Raw genomic sequence first — 18,976 nt, 5'->3', positions numbered from 1 at the left:
AGTGATCCTTGCCATAAATATTGCTTCGTCGGCTGAAAAAGCCTTCTAGCAATGACGATTTGACAGAAATTATTATTAAAATCTTAGAGGTACATTACTCATAATCTAGTTCATCAACTATTTTTTTTAAGTGTTTTAAATGTTTTCCGTAATAATACCAGGCCCACAGTTCGGTAATTGCACCAATAATTAAAATGGAAACAAAGCAGTTTAATAGAATATAAACAGATGATAATTTGCTTAAAATCCTAATGAATATTGAAGCTTTTTCAATAAACAGATATACCGCTATCAATGCGACCCCAATAAAGGCGATAATGTATGTTAGGGCTTTATAAAGTTCTACATTCAATTTCATTTCATAGTAAAACCACAGGATATTTTTGCGTGTATCCAGGCTCATATCGTAAGAATTTTTATAAAAGCGGTAAAATTTAAGAAAGTAATATGCTGTAAAACCACAGGTAATGGCATAAAACATTAAAAATACCTGAACCATCGTTTCTGAAAAGTTAAAAAGATAAGGAATGAAAGCCATGATAACCAAAGCAATAACCTGGTAAAAAAACTCATGTTTCATCTTTCTCCTAATCCTATCAATTGGAGTATGTGCCTGTTTTATTTGTAACATATCTTTAGAAATGTTGTTCCCTTCAGGATTTCCAGCATTCCATTCGTTTTTGATATCGTCAAAATTCATAACCGTTTTTCTTTATAATGAATTGTAATTTTTCTTTTGTTCTGTTTAGCTTAACCCTTGCATTTACTTCGCTGATGCCAAGGTTTTCAGCAATTTCACGATGGGATTGATTTTCGAGAAAAAGAAATATCAATGCCTTTTCGATCATATTTAACTCTTGAACTGCAGTATACAGATAGGCTAATTTCTCCTCTTTACCTTCGCTGTCGTTTACATCTATGATGTCAATATTTTCGTCTAAATGTATTTTATCAATCTTTTTCTTATCCTTTTTAAAATAAATCAATGCCGTATTTAAGCATACGCGGTACATCCAAGTGGTAAATTTAGCGTTACCCTTAAAAGTAGGATAGGCTTTCCAAAGTTGTAATACGATTTCCTGAAACAGATCACGTTGTTCTTCAACACCGTTCATATACATTTTCGAAATTTTATGTATAATCGCTTTGTGTTGATTAATCAGGTTGAGAAATATGTTTTCTGTTTCTTTCATTTAATATGATAACCCATTGGTAACGGATTGATTAAAACGTTACAGATTTATTGAAATAAAATTAAATGAATCCTCTGCCGTAACGTTTGGCTACAACTTAAATAAGTATTGTTACAGATTATTTAATAATTGCTGTATAAATAGCGCCAATGATCAGGAATAAAAAAGTGCCGATTAAAATTGCAGCGCCTGTGTACAGGTACAATGGGGTTTTTGAAAGCTTTTCATACACTTTAGCGTTCTCACTTATAACGTTATTGTTGCTAAAGTTGCAGCTATCGCAACTCATTGATGTGTATTTTTCGGCAGGAAGGATTGGAATCCCGTTGATTTGGTAATATTTCTGAATGATGCGATAGGTTACTGTTTTCTCATTGCAATTATCACAGCTTGCCAACTCATATTCATAAAAATTGAGCAGTTTCTCTGTTTTGCCAAAATGAACGAGCATAAAGAGTCTGATTTCTATAAAAAACTAAGTGCTTCTTTGGGTACAAATGGACTTACATCGCCATGGTTTCTTAAAATATCGCGTACTATTGTAGAGCTGATGGCTGAATATTCGGGTTTACTTAAAAGCAGAATGGTTTCTACTTCAGGCATCATGGTTTGGTTAATTTGTGCGATGGCTCTTTCATATTCAAAATCTGCTGCCGAACGGATGCCGCGTACCATGTAAGTAGCATCAATTTTTCTACAGAAATCTACTGTTAAACCTTCGTAAGTTTGAATTTCGATATTTTGATAACCGCTAAAAACAGTCTGTAATATTTGAAGACGCTGTTCTGCACTCAAAAAATTCTGTTTAGAACTGTTTAGTCCGATACCGACTACAATTTTATCGAAAAGTGGTGTTGCACGTTGTAAAATATTTACGTGAGCAATAGTGATCGGATCAAATGAGCCTGGAAATAGCGCTATCTTCATTATTCAAATATATATTTTATAGCGGAATTATTTACCACAATACACGAAGGACACAAAGTGGATTAATTTTTTTGCCACGGAAACACGGATTTACACGGAATTTTTTGGTTTTAACAATTAAGGAATTAAGAATGTTAAGGTGATTTTTGGCATTGCGGCTGGAGCAGGCTGCCCATTTTTAGTCTGATTGCAATGAAAAGCAGTGCTAAACGCCGCCATAATACAAGAATGACCGCCTTAAACAAAAGAAAATAATATATACTGGCTTAGGTTAAGCTTAGGACCTTCGCTACTTGCTATACTCAAAAAAACTAAAAGAAGAATTGCCGTATTTCCTGGTTTCGGTATAACCTGGCTGACTGTTCAGTTTCATGTTGCTTTGGTGTTCCACAATCAACAAGCTATCAGGTTTAAGTAGTTGTTGCTCTTTTACCATTACCGGAATTTGTGGGATGTTTGGCATGTTATAGGGTGGGTCGGCAAAAATCAGGTCGTAAGCACCTGTCATTTGTTTTAATAACTTAAAAACATCGCCTTTGCGAACATCGATTTGATTAAACTGGTGTTGCTTGGCTGTATTTTTAACCCAGTTTACACAACCATAATCCATATCAACGGATAAAATGCTTTCTGCGCCGCGTGAGGCAAACTCGAAGGTTAAATTTCCCGTTCCGCAGAACAAATCGAGTACGGTACAGGTTTCGAAATCATATTTGTTGTTAAGGATATTGAAAAGTGCTTCTTTGGCCATATCCGTAGTTGGGCGCACAGGTAAATTTGCAGGGGGCTGCAAACGGATGCCCTTTAATTTGCCACCAATTATTCGCATAAATCTAAAGCAAGCAGACCGCTAAAATAGTGTTTTGGCATATCTGCCAATAGTTCGCTATTCTGTTTTCCGGCTGGAAGGAAGAAATAAAGTTGATTGAAATATTTTAATAAGCAATTGTAATGCTCATCATCTTCGTTAATAATGCCTTGTAAATAAACCGGAATAGTATCGGTTAAACCCAATTGTTCGATCATCAACAAAAGGAAATAATTAAATTCCTCGGCATTTTCTGATTCATAATGATTTTGGAAAACAACTTTTTTATCCTTTATATACAATACATTGAAAGATACTGCTGTAAAATCGATCAGTAAAGCTTCATCAGCCAAATGGTTAAATAAAACCATCAAGGGTTCTGATTGTGGGAAAATGTTGGTTTCTTCGGGCAAATGGGCTTTCACATTTTCGTTTAAACAAAAGATGGTGTTAAAGCCAAGTTCGTCATTATGTTTAGTGTACACCTTTGCATCCGTACCTAAATATTTGGAGTAAACGGCTAAATTTTCACCGTTGAACCATTCATCAGGAATAAAAATGAAATTTGAGGTATGAACGGCTGCTTTTACAGCTGCATAAGGTAAAGATAAGTAACTATCGGCTTCAAATGCAGATTTTAGCTCTTGCTGAACGTCATCGCAACCTTGTTTATCGAAAATAACATTAATTTCTTCGGTATCCTTACCTACAATTGCATAAGAGAAGCTATCATTCGTTATTTTTAATAATAAATGGCAGTTTGCAGATGCATCGGCTTTAAAATTCGGATCAACTAATAAGAGACTATTGTTACTCATTGAAACAAAAATAGAGTTTTTTAAGGATTAACGGTAAGATGAGGTTTAATTTTTTGGTTTTGACTTGTAGTGCTTTAGTTTTTTGCCACAGAAACTCGAGTTCACAGAAATAATTCCTTGCCATTTGGTTTACCAATTGCCCAATAAACCTTTTAAACTTAAAGCACCTTAGTTTATTTAAGTGAATTGATATACACCCAAATTATTTAATAAACTTTATGTGCTTTGCACCTTCGTGTTTAATCTTGTCTCTGTGCTTTGCGGTAAAATGAACCTCAAAAATATCTGTGTTTATCTGTAAAGATCTGTGGTGAAACTGTCTGTATTTTTTTACCAAAATCAAACCTTTAGGGTATTCAAAAATCGAAATATTCGGCTTAAATTCGGAACATGAGTTACAAGCCTACCTATAAAGCTGCAAACACCATTGCGGCTACTATTGAACAACATTTTGTTAAGCTGCATAAAAATGCAATTGAACAAGGTGAGATAGATCTGGCTACTCAACCGGATAGGAAAATAATTGAAGCGATAATTGATGTTGCTTTTTGGAGCAGCCTCCGCAAGGAAGAAGGGCATTCGCCACGAATTTCGATTGCATTTTTACCTCCCGAGCAAGCGTCGAAACCTTTGCGCTTTGCAAAAAAGCTAGCTTTAAATGCCAATACTTTAACTAAAATTGCCCCTGGAATTGAACGTTCTGGAATCCATTTAGGGGTTTGGGAAGAAGATGGCGAACTTTATATCTGGGGCACAACTTTAAATATACCCAACTTTTGTTTTGTTGTAGATGTTTCTGAACCTGGCTTAATCGTAATTAAACACCGTCGGATTTACGGCATAGGTAAGTTTACCAATGTTGCGGTATTGAAAGGAGAGCGAGATCAGGATTGTAGACGATAGGAGCTGTACAAACAAAGATTGTCCGCCAATTTTACAGGCCTTATTAGATCTTACAGTTTTGGCGAGCTGGAATGATCCCATCAATATTCTCATTCAGTTTTCGGTTTCAATGCGTGCGCATGGCCGTGGGGGAGCTTTGTTAATTGTACCTAAGGGCGATACGAAGTGGGAAGAATCCATTATTCATCCGATACAATATTTAGTAGAGCCTCCTTTCTGCGGTTTATCTAACCTGGCGAAACAAAATGGCAACCAGAGCGAGATTTTTTCTCAGGGTGCTATACGTCGCGAGGTTGAGCATTTAGCAGGTTTAACCGCTGTTGATGGTGCAACAATTATTAATGAGGAGTTCGATCTTATTGCATTCGGGGCGAAAATCGGTCGCGCCAAAGGAAAACCAACCGTAGAGCAGATTGCTTTTTCTGAGCCGATTGTTGGTGGGGAGGATAAGATTTTATATCCCGGACAGCTCGGTGGCACCAGGCATTTTTCTGTTGCGCAGTTTGTTAATGATCAGCCACAATCAATTGGTTTAGTGGCTTCTCAGGATGGTCATTTTACTATTTTTAGCTATAGCAAAAAACAGAATATGGTAATGGCACACCGCATTGAAACGTTACTTTTGTAATAAGCAAGGAGCAAAGGGCTGAAAGCATAAATCATAGCGATTGCATTTGTTGGAAAAGGTACTGTACTGCTAATCGGATACAGTTGTCCGTCTTTCCGCTAAATACCCGATCAAACATTTACAAAAAAACGAATGTTAATCTAGATCGGGAGATACCGCTTCAATACGGTTTAATTAATTGAGGGCTGTGCTCAAAACTCAGTTTATTATTTCATGTGTAATCTACAATTAACTGATTAACTGTTTAAAAAAATTAACCATAAAAGATGATAATCGATAAAAGTCAGCTTATCGCTTCAGCATACGAACACACACCCACCAAGGAGCAGTTGCTTTTTTGTGAGCGGATGTCGGTGTTTTTGCAACAGGATGATGAATACCGCTGTTTTGTACTAAAAGGTTACGCTGGTACTGGTAAAACTACTTCTGTAGCGGCTTTGGTTAAGGTTTTGAAACAATTTAACCTGCGTAGCGAACTTTTGGCACCAACAGGTAGGGCGGCTAAAGTAATGAGCCAGTATTCGTACCGGAAGGCGCTCACCATACACAAAAGGATTTACCGTAAACGTTCGGCAGCATCGCCAGAAATGCAGTTTCAGCTGGCACCAAATCTTGCAGAAAATACGCTGTTTATTATTGATGAGGCATCTATGATTGCCGATGAGTTTAATGAAACGGGTTCTTCGATACTGAGAGATTTGCTCGAGTTTGTGTATAACACCAAAAATTGCTTTTTGCTTTTTGTAGGTGATACCGCACAATTGCCCCCGGTGGGCAGTTTAGATAGTCCGGCACTGAACGAGCAATACCTGAAAGATAAATTTGCATTAACGGTATCATCTGTAGAGTTAAAGGAAGTGGTGCGACAAGGGAAAAAATCGGGTATTTTGGCTAATGCGACGATGCTTCGTAACCAGATTGCGAAAAACCCGGAAAATCCATTGCCTAAATTCCTCACCAAAAGTTATACGGATATTTATAACATGCCTGGTGCTCGTTTGGTTGAAGGATTGGAATATGCGTACCGCAAATTTGGTATGGAAAATACCCTGGTGGTTTGCCGTTCCAATAAATCGGCCAATGTATACAACCAACAAATTAGGGCTAGGTTGCTGTACCGTGAGGAAGAGTTAACAGGCGGCGATCAGATTATGGTGGTACGGAACAATTATTTCTGGCTGCCTGATAATGAAGATACTGCTTTTATTGCCAATGGCGATATGGCAAAAGTAACCCGTGTGAGGGGGGAGGAGGAGCGTTACGGTTTCCGCTTTGCCGATGCTACGTTGGAATTTATGGATTTCCCTGCTGCGGGGCAGATCAGCTGTAAAGTAATGTTAGATACGCTTAATTTAGAGAGTGCCAACCTCCCGTATGAACAAAATAAAAAGCTTTTTGATGGGCTTAATGAGGATTATGAGCATATTGCCAACAAGCGGCAGCGGATGCTGGCCATTAAAGCAGATCCTTTTTATAATGCCCTGCAAATTAAGTTTGCCTATGCGGTTACCTGCCATAAGGCTCAGGGTGGGCAATGGGATGCTGTTTTTGCCGATCAGGGGTATCTTACTGAAGAAATGATTGATCTTGATTTTCTTCGGTGGTTGTATACGGCGGTAACCCGTGCTAAAAAAGAGTTATATTTAGTCAACTTTGCTCCACAGTTATTCGCAAAAACGGCACAGGAAGATTACTTTTAATCGCTATCGTCATGCTGAATTTATTTCAGCATTTATCCTGCAAAAACTCCATGATATGAATTCGGGGCGACGGTTAAGTGGCATACAAGTACGAAGAATTTTAATACTAACCAACTATATGATGAAATTTGCCTTTAGTCTTAAAAACAAACTGAAAATCGCTTTCCTGCTGTTTTGCATCATGTGTTGCACCTTGTTAATCCGCTTTTTGGAAGATAAGAGTGTAGAAAAAATTAATGAGTCTTTTATTTCGATGTACAACGACAGACTTGTGCCGGCAACTGATTTATATTTTATTGCCGAAAATCTGTATTTTAAGAATGAGATTCTTCAAGGAATATTGTTGGGCGATACAGCTGTTCAACTTTCAACCGGGATTGCAAAAATGAATAAACACAACCGGAAAATAGATTCGGTGATTAAAAAATACGAGCTTACTTTATTAGTGAAGCAGGAGAAAAGCTTTTTAAATGAGCTTAAAAAGGCTTTGGTTTTTCAGCAAAAAGTAGAGTCGGGCATACTGAATGCAGTTGGCATAGAAGGTAAGGGTATTTATGAATCGATGGGCAAAAATGCGGCTAACCAAACGCTGGCCAAACTCTCTGCGCTTATTAAAATACAATCTAACGTTGGTAAAGAATTGATCAAAGATTCAGAAATTTTTGTTTCGGGCACAAAAGTTTACTCTACTTTGCAGGTTATATTAGCTATCGTAATCGGGATTATGATTGTGGCGATTGTTTCAGCTTCTAATGCGGTGAAAATTCAGAGCGATAAGTTTAATTTGAATTAGGTTTTTTGCCACGGAGACACGGAAAACTATTCTGTGTTAATCTGTATTTCCGTGGCTAAATTATTTTGCTTATTGGTTGGTATCACACCGACCAACATTATCTATCTACTATATTATATTTATTCAATTTGGAGGTGAGTATGCCCCTTTCGGTCGGTGTGACATCAACCGATAAAATAAGATTTCTCCATTCCGCTTTGCTTCAGTCGAAAGGACGATTTATATATTGGCCACGGAGGCGCGGAAATCACGCAAAACTATTCCGTGTTCATCTGTGTTTCCGTGGCTAAATTATTTATAACATCTGTGTTTATCCTTTTGATCTGTGGCTAACTTATTCTGCTTCCTCGTCTGTAATCAATCTGATCGAATCGTCAGAAAGTATAATCAGGCGCTCTTTATATAACGAACCAATGGTTTTTTTAAATGCACTTTTGCTGATCTGGAAGCGGTGATAAATATCTTCAGGAGAACTTTTATCGCCCAATTCAATTACGCCACCACTTTGTTTCAGTTCTCTCAACATCATTTCTTTCGAATCGAGAATATGGCCGTACCCACTTGGTTGTAATGTTAAATCAATTTTACCTTCCACACGGATTTTCTTAATCCATCCTTTACGCATTTCGCCCGGTTGGATATTATCAAAAACCTCGTTATTATAAAGCAAACCGATATAAGTATTGTTGATGATTGCATTGAAACCAAGATCGGTTTCTTCGGTAATTAACAAGCTAACCTCATCACCTTCTTCAAAATCGAAACCATCTTCTTCAACAAAATCGTAAAGTTTAGAAGAAGCCAACAAGCGGTCGTTACTTTCATCTAAGTATAGGTAAACTACATATTTATAGCCTTTTTGCATCGGCCTTTTTTGTTCACGATCTGGTACATAAACATCTTTATCGATACCAAGATCCATAAACACGCCTTCATCACCATCAGATACTACTTTCAAAAAGGCAAAATCGCCTACTTCGGCATAAGCCTTTTGTGTTGTTCCTGTTAAGCGGCCATCTTTTTGTACAAAAACAAAAACGGTTATGTTATCGCCAATTTCTACGCCATTCGGAACGTATTGGTAAGGCAGGATGACCAGTTTATCGCCATCGGTTAAGTTTAATCCGGCTTCTGTTTTGCTTAAAATCCTTAACTCGTTGTATTTTCCTATTTCAATCATGTGTTTTGGGTTTAACCATTTTCTTCAATGGCTTTTGTTGCAAAGGTAGCAATGTTTGGTTGCAAAATTAATTTTAAATCGTTTGGAAGGGTACAGTAGTCTTTCATCGGAAAATGTAGCCGGGCTGTTCGCTAAATCCTCGATGAAAAATCGGGGATATCGCTGCCATCCCGTTTAAAATGAGCGCTTGTGCTGCGAATACACCTTATTAGAACTTACAGTAAAAAAAATTATATATTTTAGCGGCTTATCTAATATTAATCTACAATATGAACAAGCAGATTCCTCCATTTTTTTTAAGCGACGAGTATTTTATTGATGAGAAAGTAAACTTTTTAAAGTTTGCAAACGAGTACAAAGTGTATAACGATCAGGGTGCTCAGATCGGGATTATTAAGCAGCGTATTTCTGGCTGGCAAAAGGCTTTAACCTTATTGATTGATAAGCGTATGATGCCTTTTAAATTAGAAATTACCGATACCAACGACCAGTTGCAGGCCACCATTACCAGAGGCTGGACGTTCTGGATGTCGAAAATTATTGTTACCGATCCGCTTGGTGTTGAAGTGGGTATTATCAAACAAAAATTTAAGTTCTTTAAACCCACTTTTACCATTTCGAGTCCAACATCGGGTGAGGAGATTGCCAAAATATCTGGCGATTGGAAGGCCTGGAATTTTAGCATCACCAATAATGTAGGTGCCGAGATGGGCAAAATAAACAAAAAATGGGCTGGCGCTTTGAAAGAAGTTTTCACTACGGCCGATAAATACAATGTTTCTATCGATCCCAGTTATGCCGAAAGTAATCAAAAGGTTGCGATTGTGGCTACAGCGATAACCATTGATATGGTTTTGAAAGAAAGCAAATAGTATAAATGATTGAATATTGAATGAGTGGATGATTGAATCTAAGGATGATTGATTTAATTAAAATCCCCCTAAAACATTCACTCACTCAAAATTCAATCATTCTCTAATTCATTATTTTCTAATTTAATCATTTCTTTCGGCTAAATTTGGAATCTACAATTTAAGGTATCTTCATTGATATGGAAAAAACCAAAGGAGCCAAAAAGCCAAGTATTTTCAGTTTGCTTGGAAATTACAGGGGCTTAATTTTTATGCTGATCCTCTTTGCATTACTAAGTAACGGTATCAATTTACTTTTACCTAAAATTATTGCAAGCGGTATCGATTCTTATACCAACAAAACATTCAACCTTCAAACTATACTTTTCCAGTTTTCACTTGCCATTGTATTGGTTTTTATCTTTACCTATTTACAGAGTATTGTACAAACCTATGCTTCTGAACGTGTGGCCAGAGATTTAAGAACCAGGTTATCTGATCAGATTTCGCGACAAAGCCATGCCTACATCATTCAGGCAAATCCGTCTAAACTGCTCACCAACCTTACCGCAGATGCCGATTCGATAAAAATGTTTGTTTCGCAGGCAATTGTTTCCATCTGTTCATCTATTTTTCTTATTGTTGGGGCCAGTATCCTGCTGCTGATGATTAACTGGAAACTGGCACTTTGTGTAATTGCAATTGTACCCATTATTGGCGGTGCATTTTTCTATGTGTTAAGCAAGGTAAAAGTACTTTTTAAAAAGAGCAGGGAAGTTATCGATTGGCTTAACAAAGTAATTAGCGAAAGTATTTTAGGTTCGGCATTAATTCGCGTAATTAACTCACAGGCTTTAGAATACAATAAGTTTTTAGATGCGAATGCCAAAGCAAGAGATTTAGGAATTTCGATCCTTCGCATGTTTGCGGCACTTATTCCGATAATTGTTTTTACAGCCAATTTATCGGGCTTATGTATTCTGGTACTGGGTGGCCATTTTGTAATTACAAATTCAATGTCGTTAGGAGAGTTTACAGCCTTTAGCAGTTACTTAACCCTTATCATATTCCCCATTTTGGTAATTGGGTTTATGAGCAATGTAATTGCGCAGGCTACGGCCTCTTACCAAAGGATAGAAAGTGTGCTTAATGCTGCAGAAATCAATCATCCCGGTACACTTACTACCCAGCTAAATGGCGATGTGGAGGCGAAAGACATCAGTTTAAGCTTTGGGCAGAAACCAGTTCTGAAGGCTGTTTCATTTTCTGCAAAGGCAGGTTCAAAAACAGCTATAATTGGTCCAACTGCTGCAGGGAAAACACAATTGCTGTATATTTTAACGGGTTTGATTGATGCAGATTCTGGTGCGGTATTATATGATGGGGAAGAGATTAAACATTACAATCAGGAGAATTTCCACCAGCAGGTAGGTTTTGTATTTCAGGATAGCATTATGTTTAACATGAGGCATCAGGGAAAACATTGCTTTTAGCGATACCGTTACCGATGAATCTCTGGCCAAAGCAATTGCCACTGCCGAACTTAAAGATTTTGTTGATGCCTTGCCCGATCAGTTGAATACCATTGTTTCTGAACGGGGCAACAGTCTTTCAGGCGGACAAAAACAACGCATTATGCTTGCCCGGGCATTGGCGGTAAATCCAAAAATATTATTACTTGATGATTTTACCGCCCGTGTTGATAACAACACCGAGAAAAGGATTTTGGAGAACATCCAGCAAAATTATCCAGGTTTAACTTTACTATCCATCACCCAAAAAATAGCTTCTGTTGAACATTATGACAAGGTGATTTTGCTGATGCAGGGCGAAATCATTGCAGAAGGAACTCATCAGGAATTACTGAAAAGCAGTCCTGAATATGTTCAGATTTACAATTCACAACAGAGCACCAGCAATTATGAACTACAATCTTAACCAGCTTAGCACCGGGCAGGAAAAGCAATCTACTTATAAGGCGCTTAAGAGTTTGCTTAAACTCATCTCTGCCGAAAGAAGAAATCTTTGGCTGGCGCTCATTGCCATTTTAGTAAATTCAGGTTTATTGCTTTTGGGGCCATTATTGGTTGGGCACACGGTTGATACCTATATCCGTACCAAACAATTTCATGGTGTGCTTATTTTTGGCGGCATTTTATTAGTGATGTACATGATTGCCATGGTTACCGGGTATACCCAAACCAGGTTGATGGGTGGGGTTGGCCAGCGCATGTTATATACTTTGCGCAATGCCATTTTTAATAAACTGCAAGAATTGCCGGTTTCGTTTTTCAATCAGAATAAAGCCGGAGATTTAATATCGAGGGTAAATAACGATACCGATAAGCTCAATCAGTTTTTCTCACAATCGTTAATGCAGTTTATAGGCAGTATTGTAACCATGATTGGTGCCGGTATCTTTTTGCTTTCGATTAATTTGGAACTAGGTGCGGCAACATTATCGCCCGCAGTGGTTATTGTGCTTTTCACTGTGCTTTTATCGCCATGGGTAAAAGGAAAGAATGCCAAAAACCTAAAAAGCGTTGGCGGCATGAGTGCCGAAATACAAGAAAGTCTGAATAATTTTAAAGTAATTATTGCTTTTAACCGTAGAGATTATTTCAGGAAACGTTTTGACGAAGCCAATGCCGAAAACTATAAAACAGCCATTGGTGCAGGTTTGGCCAATAATATTTTTGTGCCTATTTATGGCCTGCTGTCGAGCGTTGCACAGTTAATTACCCTATTATTTGGTATTTATCTCATATCTACCGGTAATTTTACCCTGGGTTTATTGGTGAGTTATATTGCTTATACCACCAATTTTTATAATCCACTAAGGCAATTGGCAGCCCTTTGGACCAGTTTTCAGGTGGCTATGGCAAGTTGGGACAGGATTTCGCAAATTTTATCTTTAGAGAGTGACTTAAAACAAATCCAAGGTGAAGGAACCACAACTTCTGATGCTTTGCTGGAATTTAAAAATGTGCATTTCTCATATGATGACAGTAAAGAAATTCTCCATAACATTAACCTGAGGTTCGAAAAAGGAAAAACTTATGCTTTAATTGGGCCAACCGGGGGTGGCAAAACAACCACAGCATCCTTAATTTCCCGTTTGTACGATGCCACAAAAGGTACTGTTTTGTTAAATGGGAAAGATATCCGTTCTTTTTCAGCGCAGGAGCGAACTCAGAAAATCGGTTTTATTTTACAGGAGCCATTTTTATTTACGGGCACTGTAAAAGAAAATATTTTGTATGGCAACAGCCAGTACAAAGATGTTAGTGATGCAGAACTGGAAAAAATAATTGAAGAAGCCAATCTGAATGCACTCCTGGCGATATTTGATGAAGGATTAAATACGCAGATCACCTCTGGCTCAGACAGTATAAGTTTAGGACAGAAGCAGTTGCTTGCCTTTATGCGTGCAGTTTTACGAAATCCTGAATTATTAATCCTCGATGAGGCTACAGCCAATATCGATACCATAACCGAACAACTTTTAGGTAGTATTTTAAACAAACTCCCGAAAGAAACCACCCTCGTAATTATTGCACACCGTTTAAATACCATTGAAAATGCCGATGAAATTTATTTTGTAAATGAAGGAGAAGTGCAGAAGGCAGGTACGCTGAATGATGCATTAAATATGTTACTTAAAGGGAAGCGGGTAAGTTAATATCTTTAAAGATCTCGCAGGTTTCGAAAACCTGAGGTCTAATCAAATAATAATAACATAAATGAAAAAGTATTTATTTTCGCTGGCATTTTCTGCCTTAAGTATAGCATCTTTTGCACAAAGCAACGATCAAAACATTTTTGTTCAAGATAGCTTAAAGTTGATTTCATCACAATTTAAATTTACTGAAGGTGCATCGGTTGATAAACAGGGGAATGTTTTTTTTACCGATCAGCCAAACGATAAAATCTGGAAATATGGTACAGATAACAAACTGAGCCTATATATGGATAAATCGGGCAGGGCTAATGGTACCTACTTTGATAAAAATGGCAACCTGATTGTTTGTGCTGATGAAAATAACCAGATCTGGTCTATCGATAAGAACAAAAAAATTAAAGTACTCTTCAGCGATTATGAAGGTAAAAAAGTAAACGGACCAAACGATATCTGGTTAGATGCCAAGGGAGGGATTTATTTTACCGATCCTTATTATCAGCGTGATTACTGGACGCGTAAATCGCCCGAAATACAAGCACAGAAAGTGTATTATCTGCCAAAGGGCAAAAAAGAAGCGGTTGTAGTTGCAGATGATGTAATTAAACCTAATGGAATTGTAGGTACGCCAGATGGTAAATTTTTATACGTTGCTGATATGAGCGCCAATAAAACATACCGTTATACCATTAATGCGGATGCTAAACTAACAGACAGGCAGCTTATTCTTAACCAAAATTCGGATGGGATGACTTTAGATAGCAATGGAAACATTTATGTAACAGGAAAAGGCGTAAACATTTACAAACCAAGCGGAGAAAAAATCGGACACATTGATGTGCCTGAGGAGTGGTGTGGAAACATTTGTTTTGGTGGAATAAAGAAAAATATACTTTTTATTACGGCCTCGAAATCGCTTTATGTAATGCCAACGAACGCAAAAGGAGTAGAGTAACAGCCCTTGAACAACGTTAAATACCTGATAATTAAGGATGAATTAAACAGAAAATTTTTTCTGTTCAGTTTATTCATACCCAAAAAATATTAAAGTCATTATTTAGTTTTGAGCTTCCTACTTATAGGGATAGACGACTATGAAAAAGCCCTCTCAGGATTGAAGGGCTTTTTTACTTTTAACGCGCTGTTCTGAAAATCAAAACAAACAAATACTGCTGGCAATAAACTTCACATTTTTGACTAAAGTTTAAGCAATAAAAGCAAAAATTTTAGTGCAGAAAAGCATGTAATTAACTTTGGATGTGGTAATGGTTTAAAAAGAAGTTATCTTGCCTGTCGAATCAATCATCCAAAATATTCTAAATGAAAAAAATCTTTTTCTCGCTTGTTATTGCTGTACTTTTCCATTTAAATGCCTTTGCACAAAGAACAGAAATCCTGTTAGATGAAGGCTGGAAATTTTCCAAAGGAAATTTTCCAAATGCTGCCGAATCTACTTTTAATGATACAGGCTGGGAAACAGTTGCTGTTCCGCATGATTGGGCCATTAGCGGACCATTTGATAAGGAAATAGATAAACAGGTGGTTGCAATTACTCAGAACGGAGAAAATAAAGCCAGTGAAAAAACAGGTCGTACCGGTGCTTTACCTTATATAGGTGAAGGTTGGTACAGAAAAAAACTGAATCTGCCGGCAATTAAGCCAAATCAACAAGTGCTGCTTCAAATCGATGGAGCAATGAGTGAGCCACGCGTATACCTGAATGGCAAACAGGTTGGGCAATGGAATTACGGTTACAACTATTTTTATATTAATATCACCAATGATTTAAAAGCGAATGACAATATTTTGGCCATTCACCTGAGGAATATGCCAAAATCGTCGCGCTGGTACCCTGGGGCAGGTTTATACCGCAATGTTCATGTAATCATTAAAGAAGATAAAGGTATCGAACAATGGGGCATCACCGTTACCACCCCGATAGTTAAGAAAGAATTTGCCAAAGTGAATATTAAAACCAAACTGACCGGAAAAGGCATTCGTTTGGTAACGCAGATTTTGGATAGTTTAGGAAAACAGGTAGCGCTTGATACAGCAAAATCCATCTTCGGAAATGAAACCGATCAAAATATAGAAATCAGCAATCCTAAACTCTGGAGTCCGGAGAGACCATATTTGTATACCTCAGTATCGAGTGTTTATGAAGGAAATACATTAAAAGATGTAGTGAAAACGAGGTTTGGCATCAGAAGCATAAATTTCACTGCTGGTATAGGTTTCAGCCTTAACGGTAAAGTGAGAAAATTTAAAGGCGTTTGTTTGCACCACGATTTAGGCCCGCTTGGTGCTGCCATTAACACCGCTGCATTAAGAAGACAGTTAACCATTTTAAAAGAAATGGGTTGCGATGCCATCAGAAGTTCGCACAATATGCCTTCGCCCGAGCAACTGGAGCTTTGCGATGAAATGGGCTTTATGTTTTTAGCAGAAAGTTTTGATGAATGGGCAAAAGCTAAAGTAGAAAACGGTTATCATTTGTATTTTAACACCGATGCCGAAAAAGATGTTGTAAACCTGGTGCAGGCCAATAAAAATCATCCATGTATTGTAATGTGGAGTTCAGGAAATGAAGTTCCCGATCAGTTTGGAGCAGAAGGGGTTAAGCGGGCCAAATGGCTTCAGGGAATTTTCCACCGCGAAGATCCTACCCGCCCGGTTACCGTAGGGATGGACCAGGTGAAAGCAACCATGCAATCGGGTTTTGGAGCTGTAATGGATATACCTGGTTTAAATTATCGGGTACCCCTTTACGAAGAAGCAAATAAGGTATTTCCTCAGGGATTTATCCTTGGATCAGAAACCGCATCAACCGTAAGTTCGAGAGGGATTTATAAATTTCCGGTAGTTAAGGGATTTGATAAACAGTATCCTGATTTTCAGTCCTCATCTTATGATCTCGAATATTGCAGCTGGTCTAACGTGCCCGACGATGATTTTGTAATGCAGGATGATAAGCCCTGGGTAATAGGGGAGTTCGTATGGACAGGTTTCGATTACCTTGGCGAACCAACTCCTTACGATAGCAGCTGGCCATCAAGAAGTTCTTATTTCGGAATTTCTGATCTTGCTGGCTTACCTAAAGACCGTTATTATTTGTACCGGAGCCGTTGGAACAAAACAGCACCTACCTTGCATTTACTTCCACATTGGAACTGGGAGGGCAGAGAAGGGCAAACCACCCCTGTATTTGTATACACCAGTTACGATAGTGCCGAACTTTTTTTAAATGGTAAAAGTTTAGGTATACGTAAAAAGGATAAATCAACACCACAAAATCGTTACCGGTTAATGTGGATGGATGTTAAATACGAGCCTGGTACATTAAAAGTGGTGGCGTTAGATAGTAATGGGAAGCCTGTAGCCGAAGAAAAAATTAATACAGCAGGCAAACCAGCTAAAATAGTACTTACAGCTGATCGAAAACAGATTAGTGCAGATGGAAAAGACCTTTCTTTTGTAACTGTATCTGTGGTAGATAAAGACGGAAATCCTTGTCCTACCGCAACCAATGCTTTAAATTTCGAAGTAAAAGGAGCAGGCAAATTTAAAGCAGTTTGTAATGGCGATGCCACTTCTTTGGAGTCTTTTGTAAAACCAACCATGAAGTTGTTCAGCGGCAAATTGGTTGTTTTATTACAATCGGATAAAAAAGCTGGTGCAATACAGTTGAAAGTTAAAGGTAAGGGATTGCAGGATGGTGGTGTAGAAATTGTTGCTGTGAAGTAGTGATGGGTTATCTGATTGGGTTTTTCTTTTTGATTGGAAAGATTTCTCGGCTGCGCTGTGCTTCGCTCGAAATGACGGTTCCCATAAAACAAATCGTCATTCCCAACTTGATTGGGAATCGTAATGCTTAAGTGGATTAGTTTGGTTAGTAATATGCATTAAGATTCCCGCCTGCGGGGGAATGACGTATTGGGCTCCAGCGTCATTCCCAACTTGATTGGGAATCGTAATGCTTTGGCAGAGTTGTTTAATTTGTAATGTGCATTAAGATTCCCGCCTGCGCGGGAATGACGTGTTGGGCTATATCGTCATTCCCAACTTGATTGGGAATCGTAATGCTTAAGTGGATTAGTTTGGTTAGTAATATGCATTAAGATTCCCGCATGCGCGGGAAGGACGTATTGTGCTATAGCGTTTTGCAACTCAACTGAATATGCTAATTAGTTATTAGTACTGGGTATCACAATTATAGATCCTCACTAAACAAATCCTTCCAATCGGGATTATTATCACTAATCAATTTTACTTTCCAATCCTTATTCCATTTTTTTAACCTTTTCTCTTGGGCAATAGCCTCATCAATTTGATCATAAAATGTAAAGTAAACCAATTTGATACAATTGTATTTGGTTGTAAAAGAGTTTGGATATCTCTTGTGTTTGTGCTCAATGACTCTGGAATATAAGTCGGAGGTAACTCCGATATAATAAACCGTGTTAAAGACATTGGTCATGATGTATACGCAACCACCTCGTTCCATAACTAAAAATACAATTTTTAAGTAAAATTCCTAATCCGTATCGTCATTCCCAACTTGATTGGGAATCGTAATGCTTAAGAAAAGTTATTTGGTAGTAAAGTGCATTAAGATTCCCGCCTGCGCGGGAATGACGTATTAGGGCTATTATCGTCATTCCATATTTGATTGGGAATCGTAATGCTTTGGCAAAGTTGTTTAGTTTGTAATGTGCATTAAGATTCCCGCCTGCGCAGGAATGACGGCAGTGATATAATAAGTTATGTTAAATAATTGTATATCTACTGTTACAATTAATCTTATTCATAATAATTGGTTAAATTAGCGTACATTAAAAATCCTGATAAGCTTATGGAAAATCTAAAAGAAGAAACCAAAATCAAAGCTTTTCTCAGCAAAATTAAAGCAGAGTGGCCTGGAGTTGTAGAGCGCTTTGAGTTTAAAACAGGCAATGTAATTTACGTTCATTTAAAAGAAGGCATTTCGAGTATCGATTTTCTTGGTAAACTTTCAAGGCAGGTAGAACGTTTTGTAGATTTCAGTATGCCGATCATTTTGTATCATATTGAAAGTGACGGTATGAATTTAAGATCGCATCCCATCAATTGGTATTCTTCAATCACCCAGAGAAAATCTATCTAATATCAAATAACTTTTTAACCGTACTCATGCGGTAAAATGGCAAACAATCTTTACAGTTGTAAATATTTTGTGCATAAACTTCAATTTTGTTTGCCAGTAATTTTGGTTTTTGGGTTTTAATCCTATTTTTGATTTTTAATTTAAAAACATCCAGTATAATGAAAAACGGAACAGTAAAATTTTTTAACTCAGAAAAAGGCTTTGGCTTTATTAAAGAAGACAGCGGATCTGAGATTTTTGTGCATGCATCAGGCCTGATTGATGAAATCAGAGAGAATGATACAGTTGAATACGAAGTTCAAGAAGGCAAAAAAGGCCTTAATGCAGTGAAAGTAAGAGTTGTTTAATTCTTC

Annotated in this window: 20 protein-coding genes; 12 read left to right on the top strand and 8 right to left on the bottom strand. The window is 37.6% G+C overall.

Going from position 1 to position 18,976, the window contains the following annotated elements; translation table 11 throughout:
* Positions 1-94 precede the first annotated feature (94 nt).
* From AC0IWE_RS05245 to AC0IWE_RS05220, 6 genes are all read right to left on the bottom strand, one after another.
* Positions 95-700 (bottom strand): hypothetical protein, encoded by a 606-nt coding sequence (locus AC0IWE_RS05245; RefSeq protein WP_471792220.1) that lies wholly within the window; start codon positions 698-700, stop codon positions 95-97.
* Positions 690-1,193: a sigma-70 family RNA polymerase sigma factor gene (locus tag AC0IWE_RS05240; RefSeq protein WP_471792219.1), complete on the bottom strand. Its 504-nt coding sequence runs from the start codon at positions 1,191-1,193 to the stop codon at positions 690-692. Before AC0IWE_RS05240 ends, AC0IWE_RS05245 begins: the two co-directional genes overlap by 11 nt.
* 118 nt (positions 1,194-1,311) lie before the next feature.
* Positions 1,312-1,644, bottom strand: a complete 333-nt coding sequence (locus tag AC0IWE_RS05235) for a hypothetical protein (protein WP_471792218.1) — start codon at positions 1,642-1,644, stop codon at positions 1,312-1,314.
* 14 nt (positions 1,645-1,658) lie between these two features.
* Complete coding sequence (gene coaD / locus AC0IWE_RS05230) at positions 1,659-2,120, bottom strand: pantetheine-phosphate adenylyltransferase (RefSeq protein ID WP_055905751.1); 462 nt, start codon at positions 2,118-2,120, stop codon at positions 1,659-1,661.
* Positions 2,121-2,409: 289 nt separating this feature from the next.
* A complete protein-coding gene (gene rsmD / locus AC0IWE_RS05225) occupies positions 2,410-2,949 on the bottom strand; it encodes a 16S rRNA (guanine(966)-N(2))-methyltransferase RsmD (RefSeq protein ID WP_471792217.1) in 540 nt (179 codons plus the stop codon).
* On the bottom strand, positions 2,940-3,746 hold the full coding sequence (locus tag AC0IWE_RS05220) for a DUF3822 family protein (RefSeq protein ID WP_471792216.1): 807 nt from the start codon (positions 3,744-3,746) through the stop codon (positions 2,940-2,942). The genes rsmD and AC0IWE_RS05220 overlap by 10 nt, the downstream gene beginning before the upstream one ends.
* Before the next feature lie 390 nt (positions 3,747-4,136).
* Here AC0IWE_RS05220 and AC0IWE_RS05215 point away from each other — a divergent pair, with 390 nt between their 5' ends.
* From AC0IWE_RS05215 to AC0IWE_RS05200, 4 genes are all read left to right on the top strand, one after another.
* On the top strand, positions 4,137-4,649 hold the full coding sequence (locus tag AC0IWE_RS05215; RefSeq protein WP_471792215.1) for a putative sensor domain DACNV-containing protein: 513 nt from the start codon (positions 4,137-4,139) through the stop codon (positions 4,647-4,649).
* 58 nt (positions 4,650-4,707) lie between these two features.
* A complete protein-coding gene (locus tag AC0IWE_RS05210) occupies positions 4,708-5,277 on the top strand; it encodes a hypothetical protein (RefSeq protein ID WP_471792214.1) in 570 nt (189 codons plus the stop codon).
* 266 nt (positions 5,278-5,543) lie between these two features.
* Positions 5,544-6,977 (top strand): ATP-dependent DNA helicase, encoded by a 1,434-nt coding sequence (locus tag AC0IWE_RS05205; RefSeq protein WP_471792213.1) that lies wholly within the window; start codon positions 5,544-5,546, stop codon positions 6,975-6,977.
* Positions 6,978-7,095: 118 nt separating this feature from the next.
* On the top strand, positions 7,096-7,770 hold the full coding sequence (locus tag AC0IWE_RS05200) for an MCP four helix bundle domain-containing protein (RefSeq protein WP_471792212.1): 675 nt from the start codon (positions 7,096-7,098) through the stop codon (positions 7,768-7,770).
* 334 nt (positions 7,771-8,104) lie between these two features.
* On the opposite strand, the gene AC0IWE_RS05195 is transcribed toward AC0IWE_RS05200, so the two are convergent.
* Positions 8,105-8,950, bottom strand: a complete 846-nt coding sequence (locus tag AC0IWE_RS05195) for a CvfB family protein (protein ID WP_471792211.1) — start codon at positions 8,948-8,950, stop codon at positions 8,105-8,107.
* A gap of 269 nt (positions 8,951-9,219) precedes the next feature.
* On the opposite strand from AC0IWE_RS05195, the gene AC0IWE_RS05190 reads away from it, so the two are divergent.
* The 6 genes from AC0IWE_RS05190 to AC0IWE_RS05165 all read left to right on the top strand — a co-directional run bounded on the left by AC0IWE_RS05190 (position 9,220) and on the right by AC0IWE_RS05165 (position 17,224).
* The gene (locus AC0IWE_RS05190) at positions 9,220-9,822 is read left to right on the top strand and encodes an LURP-one-related/scramblase family protein (RefSeq protein WP_055905729.1); all 603 of its coding nucleotides are present in this window, start codon (positions 9,220-9,222) and stop codon (positions 9,820-9,822) included.
* Positions 9,823-10,001: 179 nt separating this feature from the next.
* A complete protein-coding gene (locus tag AC0IWE_RS05185; RefSeq protein ID WP_471792210.1) occupies positions 10,002-11,294 on the top strand; it encodes an ABC transporter ATP-binding protein in 1,293 nt (430 codons plus the stop codon).
* 70 nt (positions 11,295-11,364) lie between these two features.
* Entirely contained in the window at positions 11,365-11,739 is a 375-nt protein-coding gene (locus AC0IWE_RS05180) for an ATP-binding cassette domain-containing protein (protein WP_471792209.1), read from the top strand.
* Positions 11,723-13,483 (top strand): ABC transporter ATP-binding protein, encoded by a 1,761-nt coding sequence (locus tag AC0IWE_RS05175; protein WP_471792208.1) that lies wholly within the window; start codon positions 11,723-11,725, stop codon positions 13,481-13,483. The genes AC0IWE_RS05180 and AC0IWE_RS05175 overlap by 17 nt, the downstream gene beginning before the upstream one ends.
* Positions 13,484-13,544: 61 nt before the next feature.
* Positions 13,545-14,435: an SMP-30/gluconolactonase/LRE family protein gene (locus tag AC0IWE_RS05170; RefSeq protein ID WP_471792207.1), complete on the top strand. Its 891-nt coding sequence runs from the start codon at positions 13,545-13,547 to the stop codon at positions 14,433-14,435.
* Positions 14,436-14,800: 365 nt separating this feature from the next.
* Positions 14,801-17,224 carry a DUF4982 domain-containing protein gene (locus tag AC0IWE_RS05165; protein ID WP_471792206.1) on the top strand — a complete coding sequence of 808 codons (2,424 nt, stop codon included), beginning with the start codon at positions 14,801-14,803 and terminating at the stop codon, positions 17,222-17,224.
* A gap of 466 nt (positions 17,225-17,690) precedes the next feature.
* Here the strand turns inward: AC0IWE_RS05165 and AC0IWE_RS05160 are convergent, their stop codons facing one another.
* Positions 17,691-17,984: a GIY-YIG nuclease family protein gene (locus AC0IWE_RS05160; RefSeq protein WP_471792205.1), complete on the bottom strand. Its 294-nt coding sequence runs from the start codon at positions 17,982-17,984 to the stop codon at positions 17,691-17,693.
* A gap of 348 nt (positions 17,985-18,332) precedes the next feature.
* Between AC0IWE_RS05160 and AC0IWE_RS05155 the strand changes: the two genes are divergently transcribed.
* Positions 18,333-18,623, top strand: a complete 291-nt coding sequence (locus AC0IWE_RS05155) for a hypothetical protein (protein ID WP_055906590.1) — start codon at positions 18,333-18,335, stop codon at positions 18,621-18,623.
* A gap of 158 nt (positions 18,624-18,781) precedes the next feature.
* Positions 18,782-18,970 carry a cold-shock protein gene (locus AC0IWE_RS05150; protein ID WP_055906587.1) on the top strand — a complete coding sequence of 63 codons (189 nt, stop codon included), beginning with the start codon at positions 18,782-18,784 and terminating at the stop codon, positions 18,968-18,970.
* The last annotated feature ends 6 nt before the right edge of the window (positions 18,971-18,976 follow it).

The organism is Pedobacter sp. AC402, from assembly GCF_979252805.1.
Note: the sequence above shows the minus strand (reverse complement) of the source record. Positions and strands in the feature narration are given on the sequence as shown.

Bases quoted from the DNA above. Each gene is read 5' to 3' on its own strand.
- AC0IWE_RS05155 (WP_055906590.1), top strand. From the start codon at position 18,333: ATGGAAAATCTAAAAGAAGAAACCAAAATCAAAGCTTTTCTCAGCAAA.
- AC0IWE_RS05235 (WP_471792218.1), bottom strand. From the start codon at position 1,644: ATGCTCGTTCATTTTGGCAAAACAGAGAAACTGCTCAATTTTTATGAA.
- AC0IWE_RS05175 (WP_471792208.1), top strand. From the start codon at position 11,723: ATGAACTACAATCTTAACCAGCTTAGCACCGGGCAGGAAAAGCAATCT.
- AC0IWE_RS05245 (WP_471792220.1), bottom strand. From the start codon at position 700: ATGAATTTTGACGATATCAAAAACGAATGGAATGCTGGAAATCCTGAA.
- AC0IWE_RS05205 (WP_471792213.1), top strand. From the start codon at position 5,544: ATGATAATCGATAAAAGTCAGCTTATCGCTTCAGCATACGAACACACA.
- AC0IWE_RS05220 (WP_471792216.1), bottom strand. From the start codon at position 3,746: ATGAGTAACAATAGTCTCTTATTAGTTGATCCGAATTTTAAAGCCGAT.
- AC0IWE_RS05185 (WP_471792210.1), top strand. From the start codon at position 10,002: ATGGAAAAAACCAAAGGAGCCAAAAAGCCAAGTATTTTCAGTTTGCTT.
- AC0IWE_RS05170 (WP_471792207.1), top strand. From the start codon at position 13,545: ATGAAAAAGTATTTATTTTCGCTGGCATTTTCTGCCTTAAGTATAGCA.
- AC0IWE_RS05150 (WP_055906587.1), top strand. From the start codon at position 18,782: ATGAAAAACGGAACAGTAAAATTTTTTAACTCAGAAAAAGGCTTTGGC.
- AC0IWE_RS05200 (WP_471792212.1), top strand. From the start codon at position 7,096: ATGATGAAATTTGCCTTTAGTCTTAAAAACAAACTGAAAATCGCTTTC.
- AC0IWE_RS05215 (WP_471792215.1), top strand. From the start codon at position 4,137: ATGAGTTACAAGCCTACCTATAAAGCTGCAAACACCATTGCGGCTACT.
- AC0IWE_RS05165 (WP_471792206.1), top strand. From the start codon at position 14,801: ATGAAAAAAATCTTTTTCTCGCTTGTTATTGCTGTACTTTTCCATTTA.
- AC0IWE_RS05195 (WP_471792211.1), bottom strand. From the start codon at position 8,950: ATGATTGAAATAGGAAAATACAACGAGTTAAGGATTTTAAGCAAAACA.
- AC0IWE_RS05240 (WP_471792219.1), bottom strand. From the start codon at position 1,193: ATGAAAGAAACAGAAAACATATTTCTCAACCTGATTAATCAACACAAA.
- rsmD (WP_471792217.1), bottom strand. From the start codon at position 2,949: ATGCGAATAATTGGTGGCAAATTAAAGGGCATCCGTTTGCAGCCCCCT.
- AC0IWE_RS05190 (WP_055905729.1), top strand. From the start codon at position 9,220: ATGAACAAGCAGATTCCTCCATTTTTTTTAAGCGACGAGTATTTTATT.
- AC0IWE_RS05160 (WP_471792205.1), bottom strand. From the start codon at position 17,984: ATGGAACGAGGTGGTTGCGTATACATCATGACCAATGTCTTTAACACG.
- coaD (WP_055905751.1), bottom strand. From the start codon at position 2,120: ATGAAGATAGCGCTATTTCCAGGCTCATTTGATCCGATCACTATTGCT.